This is a genomic window from Klebsiella sp. 1SOBk10mer, from assembly GCF_046602535.1.
Classification (GTDB): domain Bacteria; phylum Pseudomonadota; class Gammaproteobacteria; order Enterobacterales; family Enterobacteriaceae; genus Klebsiella; species Klebsiella quasipneumoniae.
In genome coordinates this window covers 1-632 of sequence record NZ_JBKIUP010000063.1, presented here as the reverse complement: position 1 = coordinate 632, position 632 = coordinate 1, and the positions used below count along the sequence as shown (strand labels likewise).

General features: G+C 49.1%; 2 pseudogenes. Both read left to right on the top strand.

Annotation, left to right across the window (positions count from 1 at the left end):
- Nucleotides 1-109: 109 nt before the first annotated feature.
- Nucleotides 110-418, top strand: a pseudogene (locus ACLH1I_RS26620) (integrase core domain-containing protein); the annotation flags it as partial.
- 43 nt (nucleotides 419-461) lie between these two features.
- Nucleotides 462-632: pseudogene (locus ACLH1I_RS26615) on the top strand (IS3 family transposase); the annotation flags it as partial.

Below are 632 nucleotides of genomic sequence, written 5' to 3'. Positions count from 1 at the left end.
ATACGCTGTCTAAAGCGATATATCTCCCGCGAAGTTTACACGTTACTGCGCAATCAAAACAGGCGGATCAACAGTATCCCGATAACAGCTTGACTCTTAGAAGGGCGTCCAAGGCAGCCATTATACGAGCAGGCAGTTCCGGCAGTTACTGTGGCGATACCGGATCAGGCAGAGTATGAGTCGGCGTGGAAACTGCTGGGATAACAGCCCAATGGAGCGCTTCTTCAGGAGTCTGAAGAACGAATGGGTGCCGGCGACGGGCTATGTAAGCTTCAGCGATGCAGCTAACGCAATAACGGACTATATAGTTGGATATTACAGCGCACTAAGACCGCACGAATATAATGGTGGGTTACCGCCAAACGAATCAGAAAACCGATACTGGAAAAACTCTAACGCGGTGGCCAGTTTTTGTTGACCACTTCATGTGGACAAATTCCTGGACCTTCAGGAGTTAATTTATGCATTCATACGAGGACCGGATTCGGGCCGTCGAACTCTATTACCGGTACGGAAAGAATGCCTCCGTTGTCGTCATGGAGCTGGGATATCCTTCCACAAAACAGCTGGGCCGTTGGGTTCGGATTTATGAAGAGAAGGGCGATTTACCCAGGGAATTAAAACCAAGAGAA